General features: G+C 69.5%; 17 protein-coding genes and 1 pseudogene. 14 read left to right on the plus strand and 4 right to left on the minus strand.

Features of this window, described 5'->3' with window-relative positions:
• The 5 genes and pseudogenes from AC1DY5_RS13785 to AC1DY5_RS13805 all read left to right on the plus strand — a co-directional run.
• Positions 1-484 (plus strand): annotated as a pseudogene (locus tag AC1DY5_RS13785) (FAD-dependent oxidoreductase); the annotation flags it as partial.
• Positions 485-490: 6 nt separating this feature from the next.
• Positions 491-682, plus strand: a complete 192-nt coding sequence (locus AC1DY5_RS13790) for a DUF2783 domain-containing protein (protein ID WP_478112087.1) — start codon at positions 491-493, stop codon at positions 680-682.
• Positions 683-701: 19 nt separating this feature from the next.
• Positions 702-2,006, plus strand: a complete 1,305-nt coding sequence (gene hmgA, locus AC1DY5_RS13795; protein WP_478112089.1) for a homogentisate 1,2-dioxygenase — start codon at positions 702-704, stop codon at positions 2,004-2,006.
• A complete protein-coding gene (fahA, locus tag AC1DY5_RS13800) occupies positions 2,003-3,289 on the plus strand; it encodes a fumarylacetoacetase (protein WP_478112091.1) in 1,287 nt (428 codons plus the stop codon). Before hmgA ends, fahA begins: the two co-directional genes overlap by 4 nt.
• 84 nt (positions 3,290-3,373) lie before the next feature.
• Complete coding sequence (locus tag AC1DY5_RS13805) at positions 3,374-3,730, plus strand: DUF1622 domain-containing protein (protein WP_478112093.1); 357 nt, start codon at positions 3,374-3,376, stop codon at positions 3,728-3,730.
• Between the two features lie 3 nt (positions 3,731-3,733).
• On the opposite strand, the gene AC1DY5_RS13810 is transcribed toward AC1DY5_RS13805, so the two are convergent.
• Together AC1DY5_RS13810 and AC1DY5_RS13815 are read right to left on the minus strand one after the other, a co-directional pair.
• On the minus strand, positions 3,734-4,183 hold the full coding sequence (locus tag AC1DY5_RS13810; RefSeq protein WP_478112095.1) for an acyl-CoA thioesterase: 450 nt from the start codon (positions 4,181-4,183) through the stop codon (positions 3,734-3,736).
• Positions 4,184-4,227: 44 nt separating this feature from the next.
• Positions 4,228-5,142, minus strand: coding sequence for a LysR family transcriptional regulator (locus AC1DY5_RS13815; protein WP_478112096.1), 915 nt, complete (start codon positions 5,140-5,142; stop codon positions 4,228-4,230).
• Positions 5,143-5,276: 134 nt separating this feature from the next.
• Here AC1DY5_RS13815 and gtdA point away from each other — a divergent pair, with 134 nt between their 5' ends.
• The 8 genes from gtdA (at position 5,277) to AC1DY5_RS13855 (ending at position 13,818) form a co-directional block, all read left to right on the plus strand.
• Positions 5,277-6,314, plus strand: a complete 1,038-nt coding sequence (gtdA, locus tag AC1DY5_RS13820; RefSeq protein WP_478112097.1) for a gentisate 1,2-dioxygenase — start codon at positions 5,277-5,279, stop codon at positions 6,312-6,314.
• Positions 6,315-6,381: 67 nt separating this feature from the next.
• Positions 6,382-7,086 carry a fumarylacetoacetate hydrolase family protein gene (locus AC1DY5_RS13825; RefSeq protein ID WP_478112099.1) on the plus strand — a complete coding sequence of 235 codons (705 nt, stop codon included), beginning with the start codon at positions 6,382-6,384 and terminating at the stop codon, positions 7,084-7,086.
• Positions 7,087-7,107: 21 nt separating this feature from the next.
• Positions 7,108-8,328, plus strand: coding sequence for a 3-hydroxybenzoate 6-monooxygenase (locus AC1DY5_RS13830; protein ID WP_478112101.1), 1,221 nt, complete (start codon positions 7,108-7,110; stop codon positions 8,326-8,328).
• A gap of 40 nt (positions 8,329-8,368) precedes the next feature.
• Positions 8,369-9,352 carry a Bug family tripartite tricarboxylate transporter substrate binding protein gene (locus AC1DY5_RS13835; protein ID WP_478112103.1) on the plus strand — a complete coding sequence of 328 codons (984 nt, stop codon included), beginning with the start codon at positions 8,369-8,371 and terminating at the stop codon, positions 9,350-9,352.
• A gap of 67 nt (positions 9,353-9,419) precedes the next feature.
• The gene (locus tag AC1DY5_RS13840) at positions 9,420-10,400 is read left to right on the plus strand and encodes a Bug family tripartite tricarboxylate transporter substrate binding protein (RefSeq protein ID WP_478112105.1); all 981 of its coding nucleotides are present in this window, start codon (positions 9,420-9,422) and stop codon (positions 10,398-10,400) included.
• Positions 10,397-11,743 (plus strand): FAD-dependent oxidoreductase, encoded by a 1,347-nt coding sequence (locus AC1DY5_RS13845; protein ID WP_478112106.1) that lies wholly within the window; start codon positions 10,397-10,399, stop codon positions 11,741-11,743. The genes AC1DY5_RS13840 and AC1DY5_RS13845 overlap by 4 nt, the downstream gene beginning before the upstream one ends.
• Before the next feature lie 84 nt (positions 11,744-11,827).
• Positions 11,828-12,709, plus strand: coding sequence for an acyl-CoA thioesterase (locus tag AC1DY5_RS13850; RefSeq protein WP_478112107.1), 882 nt, complete (start codon positions 11,828-11,830; stop codon positions 12,707-12,709).
• Positions 12,706-13,818: an NADH:flavin oxidoreductase/NADH oxidase gene (locus AC1DY5_RS13855; protein ID WP_478112109.1), complete on the plus strand. Its 1,113-nt coding sequence runs from the start codon at positions 12,706-12,708 to the stop codon at positions 13,816-13,818. The genes AC1DY5_RS13850 and AC1DY5_RS13855 overlap by 4 nt, the downstream gene beginning before the upstream one ends.
• 27 nt (positions 13,819-13,845) lie before the next feature.
• On the opposite strand, the gene atpE is transcribed toward AC1DY5_RS13855, so the two are convergent.
• Together atpE and uvrA are read right to left on the minus strand one after the other, a co-directional pair.
• Positions 13,846-14,085 (minus strand): F0F1 ATP synthase subunit C, encoded by a 240-nt coding sequence (atpE, locus tag AC1DY5_RS13860; protein WP_478112111.1) that lies wholly within the window; start codon positions 14,083-14,085, stop codon positions 13,846-13,848.
• 130 nt (positions 14,086-14,215) lie between these two features.
• The gene (gene uvrA / locus AC1DY5_RS13865; RefSeq protein WP_478112113.1) at positions 14,216-17,254 is read right to left on the minus strand and encodes an excinuclease ABC subunit UvrA; all 3,039 of its coding nucleotides are present in this window, start codon (positions 17,252-17,254) and stop codon (positions 14,216-14,218) included.
• A gap of 174 nt (positions 17,255-17,428) precedes the next feature.
• On the opposite strand from uvrA, the gene ssb reads away from it, so the two are divergent.
• Positions 17,429-17,820, plus strand: a 392-nt coding sequence (ssb, locus tag AC1DY5_RS13870; RefSeq protein ID WP_478112115.1) for a single-stranded DNA-binding protein, incomplete at its 3' end; no start/stop codon positions are given.

The raw sequence follows: 17,820 nt of genomic DNA on the forward strand, positions 1-17,820 counted from the left end.
GCGCCATGCCTTCGCGCGGGCGCTGGTCAACAGCGGGCGGCTGTCGGTGCCGAGCACCTTGCGCGACTCGACGCTCAACACGCCCGACGTCGATGCATTCGAGGGGCCGATGGTGCCGGGCGCCCCGGCGGCCGACGCGCCGATCGTCGAGGCCGACGGGCGCCGCGGCTGGCTGCTGCGCGCGCTGTCGCCCGCGGGTGTGGCCGCCGCGGCGACCCGCTTCACGGCCCTGGTCTTCGGTGATGGCGAGGCCGCCCGGCGCAGCCTCGATGCGCTGGCCGCGGCCGATCTGCCGCTGCACGTGGTGCGCCTCGCGACCAGCGAGGCGGGCGAGATCGCCGGCCGGCGCTACGACGCCCGCCCCGGCACGGCCTACCTGCTGCGGCCCGACCAGCATGTCTGCGCGCGCTGGCGCGCGCCCACACCCGAAGCCGTGCGCGCCGCGCGCGACCGCGCACTGGCGAAGCCAGCCAAGGAGGCCTAGAACGCCATGGACCTGATCACCACCCCGAACCTCGACGCGCCCGACGACTTCTATGAAGCGTTGATCGAAGCCCACCAGGGCCTCACGAGCGACGAGAGCAACGCCTTCAACGCCCGCCTGGTGCTGGTGCTGGCCAACCACATCGGTTCGACCGCCGTGCTGCGCCAGGCCTTCGAGGCGGCAGCGCCATCCCGTTGAGTCTTCAAGAGAACCCATCATGACGATCGCATCCACGGCCGAGCGCCGCTACCTGGCCGGATTCGGCAACGAATACGCCACCGAGGCCGTCGCCGGCGCCCTGCCACAGGGCCGCAACAGCCCGCAGCGCGCGCCCTTCGACCTCTACCCCGAGCTGATCTCGGGCACCGCCTTCACCGCGCCGCGGCACCAGAACCGGCGCAGCTGGCTGTACCGGCGCCAACCCTCGGTGGTGGCCGGCCGCTACCAGGCCTATCCCCAGGCGCACTGGAGCACCGGCGCCGACCGCGAGATCGCGCTCGCGCCCGAGCCGATGCGCTGGGCGCCGATCCCCTTCGGCGGCGACGAGTTCGACTTCATCGACGGCATGCACACGCTGGCGGCCAACGGCGACGCCGAGGCGCAGACCGGCATCGGTGCCCTGGTCTACCTCGCGAGCCGCTCGATGGAGCGCCGCGCCTTCGTCAATGCCGACGGCGAGATGCTGGTGGTGCCCCAGCAGGGCCGGCTGGTGATCACCACCGAGATGGGGGTGCTCGACGTCAGGCCCGGCGAGATCGCGCTGCTGCCGCGCGGCGTGGTGTTCAAGGTCGAGCTGCCCGACGGGCCGTCCCGCGGCTATGTTTGCGAGAACTACGGTGCCCAGTTCCGGCTGCCCGAACTCGGCCCGATCGGCTCCAACGGCCTGGCCAACGCGCGCGACTTCGAGGCCCCGGTGGCGGCTTTCCAGGACGCCAGCGTGGCCTACGAGCTGGTCAAGAAGTCGGGCGGCCGCTTCTGGTCGGCGCCGACCCGGCATTCGCCCTTCAACGTGGTCGCCTGGCACGGCAACCTGGCGCCGGTGAAGTACGACACGGCCAACTTCATGACCATCGGCTCGATCAGCTTCGACCATCCCGATCCATCGATCTTCACGGTGCTGACCTCGCCCTCGGACACGCCCGGCACCGCCAACTGCGACTTCGTGATCTTCCCGCCGCGCTGGCTGGTGATGGAAGACACCTTCAGGCCGCCGTGGTACCACCGCAACCTCATGAGCGAATTCATGGGCCTGGTCTACGGCGAGTACGACGCCAAGCCCGGCGGCTTCAAGCCGGGCGGCGCCAGCCTGCACAATTGCATGGTGCCGCACGGCCCCGACGAGGAAGCCTTCGACAAGGCCAGCAACGCCAAGCTGGCACCGCAGAAGCTCGACAACACGCTGGCCTTCATGTTCGAAAGCCGCTTCCGATTCATCCCGACCGGGTACGCGATGCAAAGCCCCGCGCTCGACCAAAACTACGCCGACTGCTGGGCCGGCCTCCAGGACCACTTCAAGCCATGAACACCACGATCAATGCCACCCACGATCCGAAGCTGCGCAGTTGGGTCGCCTCGGCCAACGAAGCCGGCTGCGACTTCCCGATCCAGAACCTGCCCTTCGGGCGCTTCCGCCCGGCCGGCAGCAGCGAGTCCTTCCGCATCGGCGTCGCGATCGGCGACCAGGTGCTGGACCTGAAGGCCGTCGGCCTGGTCGACACCGACGACATGAATGTGCTGCTGGCCCAGGCTCCGGAGGAACGGCAGGCCCTGCGCATCGCGCTCTCCGAAGGGTTGCGCGAAGGCAGCGTCAACAAGGCGCAATGGGCCCAGGCCTTGAGCGCGCAGTCGGCCGTCGAAATGACCGTGCCTTGCCGCATCGGCGACTACACCGACTTCTACACCGGCATCCACCATGCGACCACGGTCGGCAAGCTGTTCCGTCCCGACCAGCCGCTGATGCCCAACTACAAGTGGGTGCCGATCGGTTACCACGGCCGGGCCTCGTCGATCGCGGTCAGCGGCCAGCGCTTCAAGCGGCCGCAGGGCCAGACCAAGGCGCCGGGCTCTGATCCGGCCGAGGCGCCCAGCTTCGGCCCTTCGAAGCGGCTCGACTACGAGCTCGAACTGGGCTTCGTCGTCGGCCAGGGCAACGCGCTGGGCGAGCCGGTCGCGATCGCCGACGCCGAGTCGCACCTGTTCGGCGTCACCCTGCTCAACGACTGGTCGGCGCGCGACCTGCAGGCCTGGGAGTACCAGCCGCTGGGCCCGTTCCTGGCGAAGAACTTCGCCTCCACGCTGTCGCCCTGGATCGTCACCATGGAAGCGCTGGCGCCGTTCCGCGCGAAGTTCGAGCGCCCCGCCGGCGATCCGCAGCCGCTGCCCTACCTGGACGCGCCGGCCAACCGCGAGCGTGGCGCGCTCGACATCACGCTCGAGGTCTGGCTCCAGACTGCGAAGATGCGCGAGGCCGGCGAGCCCGCGGTGCGGCTCACGCGCGGCAACACCGCCGAGGCCGCCTACTGGACCGCGGCGCAGCTGCTCACCCACCACACGGTGAACGGCTGCAACCTGCAGCCCGGCGACCTGCTCGGCTCCGGCACGCTGTCGGGCCCGAAGCCTGATGAAGCCGGCTCGCTGCTCGAACTCACGCTGGGCGGCAAGAACCCGATCACGCTGCCGAACGGCGAGCGCCGCACCTTTCTCGAGGACGGCGACACCCTGAGCCTGCGCGGCTACTGCGAGCGCGCCGGCGCGGTGCGCATCGGCCTGGGCGAGGTCATCGGCACGGTGCTGGCCGCGGGCTGATCCGGCCCGACGACCCCTCACCAAAGGGCAATTGCGAACAGCGCACCGGGGCGGGCACCATGGGGCCCCACCCGAAGGTCGCCCATGGAACACGCGCTGCATCTCCTTGCCGAAGGCCTGTCGCAGGCCCTTCAGCTCATCACGATGGTGCTGCTCGCCTTCGGCACCGTGGTGGCCCTGTGGAGCCTGGGCGCGGGCCTGATTGCGCGGCGGCCCGTGTCCGCCGTCACGCTCGAGGTCTGGCAGGGGCTCTCGCGCTGGTTGCTGCTGGGCCTGGAGTTCATGCTGGCGGCCGACCTGATCGCCACCGCGGTGGCGCCCAACTGGGACGACATCGGCAAGCTCGGCGCCATCGCCGCGATCCGCACGGTGCTCGGCTTCTTCCTCGGGCGGGACATCGAACTGGCGCGCCGCATCGCGCAGGAGCCCGCGGCTCGGTGAGCGCTAGTTTGCCGCCGCCGCCGCCCGGGCAGCCTCGAGATGGGCACGGGCCCGCTCGGCCAGCGCCATCTCGCCGGGCGTGCCGGGCGTGAAGGTGTCGACCGGCAGGGTGCGGCCGTGCGAGTCGACCGAGACGAAGACCACCAGGCATTCGGTGGTCTTCGTCATCTCGCCGCCCTTCATGTCGCCGCTGCGCACCTCGACCGAGATGTTCATGCTGCTGTTGCCGGTGTAGGCGAGGCGGGCCTCGACCTCGACCAGGTCGCCGATCATGATCGGCCGATGGAAGCGGATGCTGCCGATGAAGACCGTGACGCAGTAGCGCTTGGACCAACTGGTGGCGCAGGCGTAGCCGGCCTCGTCGATCCATTTCATGACGGTGCCGCCGTGGACCTTGCCGCCGAAGTTGACGGTGCTGGGTTCGGCCAGGAAGCGCAGGGTGATGGACGACATGGGTTGCCTGGGCGAGGAGTGGATCGAGGGTGYGCCCGCGCCGATTATGCGAGCGCCGCGGCGTTTCGTGGCGCGAACAACTGGGCCACGGTGCGCCGCAGCCACATGTTGCCGGCGTCGGCATGGAAGCGCTCGTGCCAGTGCTGCTTGACCGCGTACGAAGGCAGCGCGAAGGGCGGCTCCAGCAGTCGCACCGGCTCCTGCGTCACCAGCACCTCGCCGAGGATTCGCGGCACGATCACGATCAGCTCGGTGTGGGCCACGATCCGCGCCACGCTCAGGAAACTGGACAGGCGCACCACCACGTTGCGTGCCAGCCCGAGGCGGGCGATGGTCTTGTCGACGATCGCGTGGCCGGTGCCCGACGAGGAGATCACCGCGTGGGCCTCGGCCTCGAAGCGGCGCAGCGTGAGCCGGGTGCCGATGCGCGGATGGTTCTGCGCCGCCAGGCAGACGAAGTTCTGCATGAAGAGCGTCTGCTGGTAGAAGCCGGCGTCCAGCTGCGGCATGAAGCCGACCGCCAGGTCGACCTCGCCGTCCTCCAGCCGGCGGCCGCTGTCGGTCGAGATGATCTCGGTCTCGAGGTGCACGCCTGGCGCCTCGCGCCGCAGGTGGTCCAGCAGGCCCGGCAGCAGCACCACCTCGCTGATGTCGGTCATGCAGATGCGGAAGCTGCGCCGCGCCTCAGCCGGCGCGAAGCCGGCGCGGCTGCCGCGCGCCAGGTCAAGCTGGGCCAGCACCTCGCGCACATGGCCGCCGAGCCGCTGCGCGTAGGGCGTGGGCTGCATGCCCTGGGCGGTGCGCACGAACAGCCGGTCGTCGAAATGTGCGCGCAGCTTGTTCAGCATGGTGCTGGCCGCCGCCTGCGCCATGCCCAGGCGTTCGGCCGCCTTCGAGACGCTGCCGGTCTTGTAGACCTCGTCGAAGACCGTGAGCCATTCGAGGTCGAGCTTGGACATGGCGATTCCAGTGGGGTGTGCGAAGCCACCATTATCTAAAAACAATATTCCAGGTATTGAATCCAAGTCTTGAACAAATAGTGGTCGGGTCCAACAATCCGGGGCTCGGCGCCTGACGCCAGGAGACAAGCCCCATGAACGAACGACGCGCCTACTACGAGCGCATCCGCCCGCTGAACCTGACCCCGCTGTGGGAGTCGCTGCACGCGCTGGTGCCGCGCGAGCCGCAGACGCCCTGCGTGCCGGCGCTTTGGCGCTACGACGAGATCCGGCCGCTGCTGATGGAATCGGCCGAGCTGATCACCGCCGAGGAAGCGGTGCGCCGCGTGCTGGTGCTCGAGAACCCGGCGATCCCGGGCCGCTCGTCGATCACGCAGTCGCTCTATGCCGGGCTGCAGCTGATCATGCCGGGCGAGGTGGCGCCCTCGCACCGCCACGTGCAGTCGGCGCTGCGCTTCATCGTCAACGGCAACGGGGCCTACACCACGGTCGCCGGCGAGCGCACGACCATGTATCCGGGCGACTTCATCATCACGCCCTCGTGGGCCTGGCACGACCACGGCAACGAAGGCATCGGGGGCGTCAGCGAGCCGGTGGTCTGGCTTGACGGCCTCGACATCCCGATGATCCGCTTCTTCGACGCCGGCTTCGCCGAGAACGACGATGCCCGCATGCAGCAGGTGGCGCGGCCCGAAGGCCACAGCCTGGCGCGCTTCGGCCACAACATGGTGCCGGTGCGGCACGACCACGTCGCACCGACCTCGCCGATCTTCAATTACCCATACGCGCGCAGCCGCGAGGCGCTGGCGCAGCTGCAGAAGCAGGAAGCGCCCGATGCCTGGCTGGGCCACAAGCTGCGTTACATCAACCCGCTGACCGGCGGCTCGCCGATGCCGACCATCGCGACCAACCTGCAGCTGCTGCCCCCGGGCTTCGCCGGCAAGACGCACCGTGCCACCGATGGCGCGGTCTACAGCGTGGTCGAGGGCCATGGCACGGTCGAGATCGGTGGCCAGCGCTTCGACTTCGGGCCGCGCGACACCTTCGTCGTGCCCTCCTGGGCGCCACTGCGCCTTGCCGCCACCGACGAGGTGGTGCTGTTCAGTTTCTCGGACCGGCCGGTGCAGCAGGCGATGGGCGTGCTGCGCGAAGCCTTCCTCGACAAGGCCTGATTTCCGCTGGCTGCCGCGCGCAGCCGTTTCTCGATCCCCATGGCCGCCGCGCGCGGCAGGAGCCTCCATGCCCTTCGTCCTTCCTCCTCCGGCCATCGTCGGCCTTCCGATCGCCGGCACCACCGAGCTGTTTCCGGTGCGCCGCGTCTACTGCGTCGGCCGCAACTACGCGGCCCATGCGCGCGAGATGGGCTTCGACCCCGACCGAGAGCCGCCCTTCTTCTTCTGCAAGCCGAACGACGACGCCTCGGTGGTGCCGGTGCCCGCGGGCCGTGCCGTCGCCATCCCCTATCCGGCCCAGACCGCCAACTACCACTACGAGGCCGAGCTGGTGGTGGCGATCGGCGAGGGTGGCCGCGACATCGCGGTCAACGACGCGCACCGCCACATCTACGGCTACGCGGTCGGGCTCGACATGACGCGCCGTGACCTGCAGATGAAGATGCGCGAGCAGGGCCGGCCGTGGGAGATCGGCAAGGCCTTCGACTTCTCGGCCCCGGTGGGCGTGCTGCGCCCGCGCGCCGCGATCGGCGAGATGACGGCCGGGGCGATCACGCTCGAGGTCGACGGCGAGCTGCGCCAGAAGAGCGACATCCGCAACCTGATCTGGTCGGTCAGCGAGGTCATCGCCAACCTGTCGACCCTGTTCGCGCTGCAGCCCGGCGACCTGATCTTCACCGGCACGCCCGAGGGTGTGGGCGCGGTGCGGCGCGGGCAGACCATGGAGGTGCGCATCGACGGCCTCGAGCCGATCTCGGTGCGCATCGACTGACTTTTTTGCAAGGGGTGGATCATGAGCCAGACATCCGGGAACATGCCCTCCGTGCTGCTGGTCGGTGGCGGAATCGGTGGCCTGGCCGCGGCGCTCGCGCTGGCGCGGCTCGGCATCGGCGTCGACCTGCTGGAGAAGAGCGCCGCCATCGGCGAGATCGGCGCCGGCCTTCAGCTCGGGCCCAACGCCTTCGCGGCGCTCGATGCGCTCGGCGTCGGCGAGGCGGTGCGGCGCGGCGCGGTCTTCACCGACCGGCTGGTGATGATGGACGCGATCGACTGTCGAGAAATCGCCTCGGTGCCGGTCGGCGAGGCCTTCCGGGCGCGCTTCGGCAACCCCTACGCGGTGAGCCATCGGGCCGATCTGCACGGCGCCATCCACGAAGCCGTGAAGCAGCAGCCGCTGATCCGCTTCCATACCTCGGCGCAGGTCGACGCGCTGGACCTCAGCGAGCGCGGCGTGACCGCCGTCACGCGCGACGGCCGCCGCTTCAGCGCCGACGGCATCGTCGGCTGCGACGGCGTCAAGTCGGTGGTGCGCGCGAAGCTGATCGGCGACGCGCCGCGGGTCTCGGGCCATGTGGTCTACCGCGCCGTGGTGCCGGCGGCCGACATGCCGGAAGACCTGCGCTGGAACGCGCCTGTGGTCTGGGCCGGCCCCAACTGCCACCTGGTCCACTACCCCCTGCGCCACGGCGAGCACTACAACCTGGTCGTCACCTTCCACAGCCGCGAACACGAGGAGTGGGGCATCAGCGAAGGCAGCAAGGAAGAGGTGATGTCGTACTTCGAGGGCGTGCATGCGCGCCCGCGGCAACTGCTCGACCGGCCCGGCTCCTGGCGCCGCTGGAGCACCGCCGACCGCGAGCCGGTGGCGACCTGGAGCGAGGGGACGGCCACGCTGCTCGGCGACGCCGCCCATCCGATGATGCAGTACCTGGCGCAGGGCGCCTGCATGGCGCTCGAGGATGCGGTGACGCTGGGTGCCGCGGTCCAGGCCTGCGATTTCGACCTCGCCGCCGCCTTCCGGCTCTATGCCTCGGCACGGGTCGCACGCACCGCCCGCGTGGTGCTGTCTGTGCGCGAGATGGGCCGCCTCTACCACGCCAGCGGTGTCGAGCGCCTGGTTCGCAACAGCCTGTGGGTCGGCCGCACGCCCGAGCGCTTCTACGACGCGGTCGAATGGCTCTACGGCTGGAACCCGGCGCACTGCCTGGACGACGCGCGCGCCGCAGCAAGCTGATACAAATCCCGACCTTTCATTCCAACCAGAGACAAACCGCATGAAATTCCTCTTCTCGCTGCTCGCCGCCAGCGCCACGGCCCTGCTTTCCAACACCGCGGCGGCCCAGGCGCCGGCCGCGGACTTCCCGAGCAAGCCGGTGACGATCGTCACGCCCTTCGCGGCCGGCAGCGGCCCCGACGCGGTGCTGCGGCTGATCTCCGACAAGCTCGGGCGGCTCTGGAACCAGCGCGTGCTGGTCGACAACAAGCCTGGCGGCGGCGGCTTCATCGCGATCGAGCAGGTGCGCCGCGCGGCACCCGATGGCTACACGCTGCTGCAGCTCGACAGCGAGCACATCGCCGCGCTGCCGCACCTCTACAAGTCGCGCAATTTCGTGACGCTGCAGCATTTCGACCCGGTGGCCTCGCTGTTCCGCACGCCCTTCTTCGTCGCCGTGCCGACTGACTCGAAGTGGAAGAGCATGAGCGACCTGATCGCCGCCGCCAAGGAGAAGCCGGGGCAGGTCAGCTATGGCTCTTGGGGCGTCGGCAGCCCCGGCCACCTGGGCGCCCAACAGCTCGAGGCACTGACCGGCACCCACATGCAGCACGTGCCCTACCGCGAGGTCTCGCAGCTCTTCGCCAACGTCGGCTCGGGCGAGGTGGCCTGGAGCTTCGCCAGCCTGCCCTCGAGCCAGGGCATCTACAAGGCCGGCAAGCTGCGCTACATCGCGATCGCGGCGCCGAAGCGCATCCCGCAGATGCCCGAGGTGCCGACCATGGCCGAGTCCGGCGGGCCGGCCGGGCTGGAGGTCAACTCCTTCGTCTCGCTGCTGACGCCGAAGGGCGTGCCGGCCGCGATCCGCATGAAGATCAACGCCGACGTCGCCAAGGTCATCGCCGACCCCGAGATCCGGGCCCGCTTCGACACCTTCGCCTTCGAGCCGCTGGCCTGGTCGCCGGAAGAGATCGAGCGCAACGCCGAGGCCAAGTCGAAGATCTACGGCGAACTCGTGAAGCGCGGGAACATCAGCCTCGAGTGATGCTGATGACTTCTGGTTACGAGAGGGGGCTATCCTTCGTTTCCCCATTTCTCCCAACCGAGTTTCCATGCACCCCTCCAAGAGAGCCCTCCTGATCGCTGTCGCCTGCGGCCTCGCCGCCGCTGCCCTGCCGCTCGCCGCCTCGGCGCAGGGCGCGGCCTGGCCGACCAGGCCGATCCGGTTGATCGTCGGTTTCCCGGGCGGTTCGACCCCCGACATCGCGGCCCGCACCATTGCCGAGCCGCTGGCCAAGGCCCTCGGCCAGCCGGTGGTGGTCGACAACAAGCCCGGCGCCTCGGGCAACATCGCGGCCGACCAGGTGGCCAAGGCGACCGACGACCACACGCTGGGCATCGTCATCAACGGCAACCTGACCTCGTCGAAGATGCTGTACCCGAAGCTGCCCTACGACCCGGGAAAGGACTTCACCTATCTGTCGCTGATCGCCACCGCGCCGCTGGTGCTGGTGAGCCAGGCCAGCCTGCCCACGGGCGCCGCCTTCTTCGACGCCGCGCGCAAGGGCGGCGACAAGTGGAGCTACGGCTCGGTCGGCGTCGGCTCGGTCGGCCACCTGGGCATGGAGCTGCTCAAGAGCCGCGTGCCGGGCCTGAAGGCCGAGCACGTGCCCTACCAGGGCAACCCGCAGGTGATGACCGACCTGATCGGCAACCAGATCCAGATGGCGTTGATTCCGCCCGGCGTGGCGCTGCCGCAGGTCAAGGCCGGCAAGGTCAAGGCGGTCGGGCTGACCAGCGGCCGCAGCACGCTGGCACCCGATGTGCCGGCCCTGTCGGATGCCGGCGTGCGCGATTTCAACCTCGAGGTGTGGACCGCGCTGGTCGGCCCGGCGACCCTGTCGAAGACCGCGCAGGACCGCATCACGAAGGAACTCGCGATCATCATGAAGTCGTCCGAAGTGCGCCAGAAGCTGTTCGAGCAGGGCTGGCAGGCGGTCGGCACCTCGCCCGACGGCATGCGCACGCGCGTGAAGGAAGAGGCCGCGATCATGTCGAAGATCATTTCCACCAACGGCATCAAGCTGCAATGAGTTCAACGGTCGTCGAGCCCCAGCGCACCTTGCCGGTCTTCGGCGACTACGACGTCGTGGTGGTCGGCGGCGGGCCGGCGGGCATCGCGGCCGCGGTGAGCGCCGCGCGCCACGGCGCCCGCACGCTGCTGGTGGAGCGCTACGGCTTCCTCGGCGGCATGGGGACCGCCGGCGGCGTGACCAATTTCGCCGGCCTCTACGGCAAGCGCGACGGCGAGATGACGCAGCTGGTGCACGGCGTGGCCGACGATCTGCTGGCGTGCATCGACGCCCTGGGCGGCCTCAACAAGCCGCAGGACGGCCTGCAGGGCCGCATCCGGGTGCGCTCCTACGACACCTCGATCTACAAGTGCGCGGCCGACTCGCTGCTGCTGGACGCCGGCGTGCAACTGCTGTTCCACGCGCTGGCGGCGGCGGTCGTCATGGACGGCCAGCGCATCGCGGCGCTGGTGGTCGAGACCAAGTCGGGCCGCCAGGCGATCCGCGCCAACGCCTTCGTCGACGCCAGCGGCGATGCCGACGTGGCGGCGTTTGCGGGCGTGCCCTTCGCGGTCGGCGACGGCCAGGGCAGCGGGCTGTTCCCGTCCACCATGTTCCGGGTCGGCCACGTGGAGGCGGAGCGCGCGCTGACGGCGGTCGGCGAATTCAAGGCCATCAACGACCTGATGCAGAAGGCGCGCGAGCGCGACCCGACTGCCTACAGCTTCCCGCGCGAGGGCGCGATCCTGCGGCCGCAGATCGATCCGCGCGAATGGCGCGCCAACGTGACGCAGATCCGCAATGCCGAAGGCGGCGCGATGAACGGCGTTGACGCCCGCCAGCTCAGCGACGGCGAGGTCGAGGGGCGGCGCCAGATCGGCGAGTTCTTCCGCTTCCTGAAGGCCGAGGTGCCGGGCTTCGAGCAGTCGGCCATCGTCGAGATCGCGCCCCAGGTCGGCATCCGCGAAACCCGGCGCATCGAGGGGCTCTACGCCTTGACAGGCGAGGACATCCTCTCGTCTGCCCGTTTCGACGACGGCATCGGCATCAATGCCTGGCCGATGGAGATGCATGCGGCGGGCCGGATCGAATGGGCTTTTCCGCGCGACCAGCGCCGCACCTACAACCAGCTGCCCTGGCGCATGCTGGTGCCGCGCGGCGTGGCCAACCTGCTGGTGGCCGGGCGCTGCGCCTCCATGACGCACGAGGGACAGTCGGCGGCGCGCGCCAGCGGCGGCTGCTTCGTAATGGGGCAGGCCGCGGGCACGGCCGCGGCGGCATTGGGTTCGGGCGATTTCGCCGCGGTCGACGTGCCGGCGCTGCAGCGCAAGCTGGCGGCCGACGGCGCCGACCTCGACCGCTGACCACTTCGGCACTGACAGCCGCGGGACAGCGCCCCGGCGGTCTCTTTGTTATCGTTGCAGGCTGTCTTGTTTCCGCCGCCCCCGATGATTGATCCCGCCACCGCCAACCGCGTCGTCGCCGAACTGGTCGACCTGATGCGCCTCGAACCCCTGGGCGACGACCGCTTCCGGGCCCAGAGCGAGGACCTCGGCACGCCCGCGGTCTTCGGCGGCCAGGTGCTGGGCCAGGCCCTGATGGCGGCCAGCCGCACGGTCGGGGCCGAGCGCCCGGCGCATTCGATGCACGCCTATTTCCTGCTGCCGGGCGAGCACGCGCCGATCGAGTACGCGGTCGACCGCGTGCGCGACGGCCGCAGCTTCACCACCCGACACGTCGTGGCGCGCCAGGGCGACCGCATCATCTTCGAGATGTCGGCCTCGTTCCAGACCGTCGACGACGGCGTCGAGCACCAGTTGGCGATGCCGGCCGTCGCGGGGCCGGCGGGCCTGCCGAGCGATCGCGAGCAGCGCATCGCCCTCGGCGAGCGCCTGCCCGAGCGCTGGAGGGTCAAGGGCGTGGCGCCGCACGGCCTCGAGTACCGCCGGGTCGACCCCGACGACCTGCTGACGCCGCAGCCGCGGCCGGCCGAGAGCGCGCTCTGGATGCGCGCGATCGCCGCGCTGCCCGACGACCCCAACGTGCATCGCGCCCTGCTGGCCTATGCGTCCGACCATGGCCTCCTGGGCGCCGCGATGCGCCCCCACGGCCTGAGCTTCATGAGCGGCCAGGTGCGCCCGGCGAGCCTCGACCATGCGATGTGGTTCCATCGCGATTTCCGCATGGACGATTGGCTGCTCTACAGCCTCGATTCACCGAGCGCCAGCGGCGCCCGCGGCCTGTGCCGCGGCAGCATCTTCGCGCGCGACGGGCGGCTGGTGGCCTCGACCGCACAGGAAGGCATGCTGCGGGTGCGGCGCGAGCCATGAGCGTCTTGTTCTCGCCCTTCGCCCTCGGCCCGTTGCCTTTGCGCAACCGCATCGTGATCGCGCCGATGTGCCAGTACTCGGCCGAAGCGGGCAACGCCACCGATTGGCACATGGTCCACCTCGGGCAGCTGGCGCTTTCGGGCGCCGGGCTGCTGATCATCGAGGCCACCGCGGTCGAGGACATCGGCCGCATCACGCAGGCTGACCTCGGCCTGTATTCCGACGACAACCAGGCCGCGCTGGCACGCGTGCTGGCGGCCATCCGCCGCCATTCGCACATGCCGGTCGCGATCCAGCTCGGGCATGCCGGCCGAAAGGCGTCCAGCCACGCGCCGTGGGACGGCGGGCAGTGCCTGACTCCCGAAGAGGGCGCCTGGCAAACCGTGGCACCTTCGGCCCTCGCGCATGCGAGCGGCGAGCCGCCGCCGGTGGCGCTCGATGCCGATGGCCTGGCGCGCGTGAAGGCCGCGTTCGTGGGCGCGGCGCAGCGCGCCGACGCGCTCGGCCTCGACGCCATCGAGCTTCATGCCGCGCACGGCTACCTGCTGCACCAGTTCCTATCGCCGATCGCGAATCAGCGCGACGATGCCTACGGCGGCTCGCTTGAAAACCGCATGCGCTTTCCGCTCGAGGTCTTCGATGCGGTGCGCGCCGCGGTGCGCGAGCGCGTGCCCGTCGGCGTGCGCTTCTCGGCCACCGACTGGGTCGAGGGCGGCTGGGACGTCGAGCAGTGCATCACCTTCGGGCAGGCACTCGCGCAGCGCGGCTGCGGCTTCGTCCACGTCTCGTCGGGTGGCGTGTCGCCGCTGCAGAAGATCCCGGTTGGTCCGGGCTACCAGGTGCCGCTGGCCGAGCGCATCCGCGCCGCGGTCGAAGTGCCCGTCATCGCGGTCGGCCTCGTGACCGAACCGAAGCAGGCCGAAGCCATCGTCGCGGCCGGCCAGGCCGACCTGGTGGCGCTGGCCCGCGCGATCCTGTTCGAACCGCACTGGCCCTGGCGCGCCGCGGCCGAACTCGGTGGGCAGGTCGACGCGCCGCACCAGTATTGGCGCTCCCAGCCGCGTGAATTGAAGGCCCTCTTCGGCGACGTCCGCATCGGCCAGCGTTGACTCTCGTTGACTCGCGCTGGGGGCGGGCTACTTGAACGGGTTCGCGGTGGCGAACCAGAGGCCGATGCCCGTGGCGATGATGAAGGCCCCGTCGGTCACGCCGGCGATCAGGAAGAACAGCGTCTGCAGCGTGTCCTTGAGCTCGGGCTGGCGCGCCGTGCCTTCGAGAAGCTTCGAACCCACGATGCCGATGCCGATGCACGAGCCCACCGCGGCGATGCCGATGAGGAGGCCCACTGCGAGAGGGATGATGTCGAAGCCGTTCATGATGCGCTTTCGTCAGCCTTGGAAATTCGGCCTGGTTGCTGCCGGGGCCACCTCGGTCCCGGCTTGCATCCAATGTCGCGCAGCCCCTGCACGGCGTCGATAACCTCGCAGGTCATGCCATGCCGCACACCTAGAGCAACCGCTTCAGATAGCGCCCCGTATGGCTGGCCTCGTTGGCCGCGATGTCCTCGGGCGTCCCCGTGCCCACCACGGTGCCGCCGCCGGCTCCGCCTTCGGGGCCCATGTCGATCACCCAGTCGGCGGTCTTGATGACGTCGAGGTTGTGCTCGATCACCACGATGGTGTTGCCGGAGTCGCGCAGTTGGTGCAGCACCTTGAGCAGCAGCTCGATGTCGGCGAAGTGCAGCCCGGTGGTCGGCTCGTCGAGGATGTACAGCGTGCGGCCGGTATCGCGCTTGCTGAGCTCCAGCGCGAGCTTGACGCGCTGCGCCTCGCCGCCCGACAGCGTGGTCGCCGACTGCCCGAGCTTGATGTAGCTCAGGCCGACGTCGAGCAGCGTGCGCAGCTTGCGCTCGATGGTTGGCACCGCCTTCAGGAAGTCGTGCGCGGTCTCGACCGTCATGTCGAGGATCTGCGCGATGTTGCGGCCCTTGTAGAGCACCTCGAGCGTCTCGCGGTTGTAGCGCTGGCCGTGGCAGACCTCGCAGGGCACGTAGACGTCGGGCAGGAAGTGCATCTCGACCTTGACCACGCCGTCGCCCTGGCAGGCCTCGCAGCGGCCGCCCGCGACGTTGAAGCTGAAACGGCCGGGCCCGTAGCCGCGCTCGCGCGCGGTGTTGGTCTCGGCCATCAGCTCGCGGATCGGCGTGAAGAGACCCGTGTAGGTCGCCGGGTTGCTGCGCGGCGTGCGCCCGATCGGCGACTGGTCGACGTTGATCACCTTGTCGAAGTACTCGATGCCCTCGATCGCCTCGTGCGCCGCCGGCTCCTCGTGGGCGCGGTACAGCGTGCGGGCGACCGCGCTGTACAGCGTGTCGTTGACCAGCGTCGACTTGCCCGAGCCCGAAACGCCGGTCACGCAGGTCAGCAGGCCGACCGGGAAGGCCACGCTTACGTCCTGGAGGTTGTTGCCGCTGGCGCCGATGACGCGGATTTCCTGCAGGTCGCTCTGCGAGGCCAGGTGCGCGGCTTCGCGAGCGGCGCGCCGCTCGGCCGCAGGGCTGGGCGGAAAGCGGGGCGCCTTCTTGCCCTCGTGGAAGGACAGTTTCGCGACCACCGGCAGCCAGGGCGTGCGGCGCGCGGGGACTTCGATCTTCTTCGCGCCCGACAGGTACTGCCCGGTCAGCGAGTCCGGGTGGGCGGCGACCTCGGCATAGCTGCCCTGCGCCATCACTCGGCCGCCGTGGACGCCGGCCCCCGGACCCATGTCGATCACGTGGTCGGCGGCGTGGATCATGTCCTCGTCGTGCTCGACCACGATCACGCTGTTGCCGATGTCGCGCAGGTGGCGCAGCGTGCCGATCAGGCGGTCGTTGTCGCGCTGGTGCAGGCCGATGCTGGGCTCGTCGAGCACGTACATCACGCCGGTGAGCCCCGAGCCGATCTGCGAGGCCAGCCGGATGCGCTGCGCTTCGCCGCCCGACAGCGTCTCGGCGCTGCGGTCCAGGCTCAGGTAGTTGAGGCCGACGTCGTTGAGGAACTTGAGCCGGAGCCCGATCTCGCGCACCACCTTGTCGGCGATCTCGGCCTTGGCGCCGCGCAGCTGCAGCTGCTGGAAGTAGGCCAGGCTGTCGCGCAGCGTGGCGCGGCTGACCTCGTAGATCGCCATCCGCTTCGCCTCGGGGCCGGATTCGTCGACCAGGAACACGTTGCGCGCCTCGGGCCGCAGGCGCGTGCCTTCGCAGTCGGGGCAGGGCTGCATGTTGCGAAAGCGCGAGAGGTCCTCGCGCACCATCGTCGAGTCGGTCTCGCGATAGCGCCGCGCCATGTTCGGGATGATCCCCTCGAAGGGGTGCTTGCGCACCAGCTTCTTGCCGGCCTGCTGGCCGCTGTCCATCACGTAGCTGAACTTGATCTCTTCCTGCGCCGAGCCGTGCAGAACGGTCTGCTGCACCGAGGCGGGCAGTTCCTCGAAGGCCTTGTCGATGTCGAACTTGTAGTGCTTGGCGACGCTCTCCAGCATGCTGAAGTAGTAGCCGTTGCGGCGGTCCCAGCCCTTGACGGCGCCGCTGGCGAGGCTCAGCGAGGGGAAGGCGACGATCCGCGCCGGATCGAAGAACTCGCGGTGGCCCAGCCCGTCGCAGCTTGGACAGGCGCCGACGGGCGAATTGAACGAGAACAGCCGCGGCTCGAGTTCGGCCAGCGAGTAGTGGCAGATCGGGCAGGCGAACTTGGCATTGAACAGATGCTCGCGCGGCGCGGCGGGCGCGCTGCCCTCGGCCGCGGGCGCTTCCATCTCAAGCGCGATCGCGCGGCCGTCGGCCAGGCGCAGCGCGGCCTCGAAGCTCTCGGCCAGCCGCTGCTGCATGTCGGGGCGTGCGCGCAGGCGGTCGATCACGACGTCGATGTCGTGCTTCTCGGTCTTCTTGAGCTTGGGCAGGTCGTTGTATTCGTAGGTCTGGCCGTCGACCCGGAAGCGGATGTAGCCCTGGGCCTGCATCTCGGCGAACAACTCCAGGAACTCGCCCTTCTTCTCGCGCGCCACCGGCGCCAGGATCATCAGGCGCGGTTCGTCCGGAATCGCCAGCACGGCATCCACCATCTGCGACACGGTCTGCGCCTGCAGCGGCAGGTGATGCTCGGGGCAGTAGGGCGTGCCGGCGCGGGCGTACAGCAGGCGCAGGTAGTCGTGGATCTCGGTCACCGTGCCCACGGTGGAGCGCGGGTTGTGGCTGGTCGCCTTCTGCTCGATGCTGATCGCCGGCGACAGGCCCTCGATCATGTCGACGTCGGGCTTGTCCATGAGCTGCAGGAACTGCCGCGCGTAGGCCGACAGGCTTTCGACGTAGCGCCGCTGGCCCTCGGCATAGAGCGTGTCGAAGGCCAGGCTCGACTTGCCCGAGCCCGACAGGCCGGTGATCACCACCAGCTTGTTGCGCGGGATGTCGAGGTCGACGTTCTTGAGGTTGTGCGTGCGTGCGCCGCGGATGCTGATGCGCTGCTGCGCCAGCACGGCGCCGAGGTAGGCGTCTTCGGGGGGGAATTTCACGGGGCAGTCGATCTTGGGCAACCGAACATGATAAGTCCTAGGCAGTTTCCGAGCCTGGGGGCGGTTTCCTCCCGTTTCCAGTACGGAGGGTTCCGAGGCGGGCCGCCGGCCCGGCGCATGCGGCACAATCTCCGGTTTTCCTTCTCCTTCATCCATTCATCAGGGGCAGTGCATATGGCATCGGTCAACAAAGTCATCCTCGTCGGCAATCTGGGACGCGATCCCGAAACCCGCACCTTTCCGAGCGGCGACCAGGTCTGCAACGCGACCCTGGCCACCACCGACAAGTGGAAGGACAAGCAGAGCGGCGAGATGCGCGAGGCCACCGAGTGGCATCGCCTGGTGTTCAACGGCCGGCTGGCCGAAATCGCCGCGCAGTACCTGCGCAAGGGCTCGCAGATCTACGTCGAGGGCCAGATCCGGACCCGCAAGTACAACGACAAGGACGGCGTCGAAAAGTACGCCACCGACATCCGCGTCGACCAGATGCAGATGCTGGGCAGTCGCCAGGGCCAGGGCGGTCCTTCGGGCGGGGACGACGACGGCGGCTACTCGCAGGGTGGCGG

The organism is Variovorax sp. P4_D9, assembly GCF_056401695.1.